1 pseudogene is annotated in these 291 nt (G+C 40.9%); it reads left to right on the top strand.

The window, feature by feature from the left end:
* Positions 1-104: 104 nt before the first annotated feature.
* A pseudogene (locus HC175_RS24075) lies at positions 105-291 on the top strand (hemerythrin domain-containing protein); the annotation flags it as partial.

Raw genomic sequence — 291 nt, 5'->3', positions numbered from 1 at the left:
AAATCTCTGACATCCTTCCTTACCCTCCCCTATATATGACCTGTATCATAAGCTATGGCATATCTGCGGTTTACCTTTGTCGTCCATACCAAATTTTCAATACCATGACAAATCCAATTGTCAGGCACGATGCTCTTAAACCCTTAAGCCGTGATCACCATCATGGACTTCTGCTGTGCTGGAAAATAAGAGAGGGAATAAAAAAGCAAGTTGCGCCCGGGCGTATTAAAGATTATACTGATTATTTCTTTACATCCCAGTTAAGGCCACACTTTAGATTTGAAGAAAGGG

It is taken from the genome of Salinimicrobium oceani, from assembly GCF_012037645.1.
The sequence above is the reverse complement of the archived record's forward strand: the minus strand, read 5'-3'. Positions and strand labels throughout refer to the sequence as shown.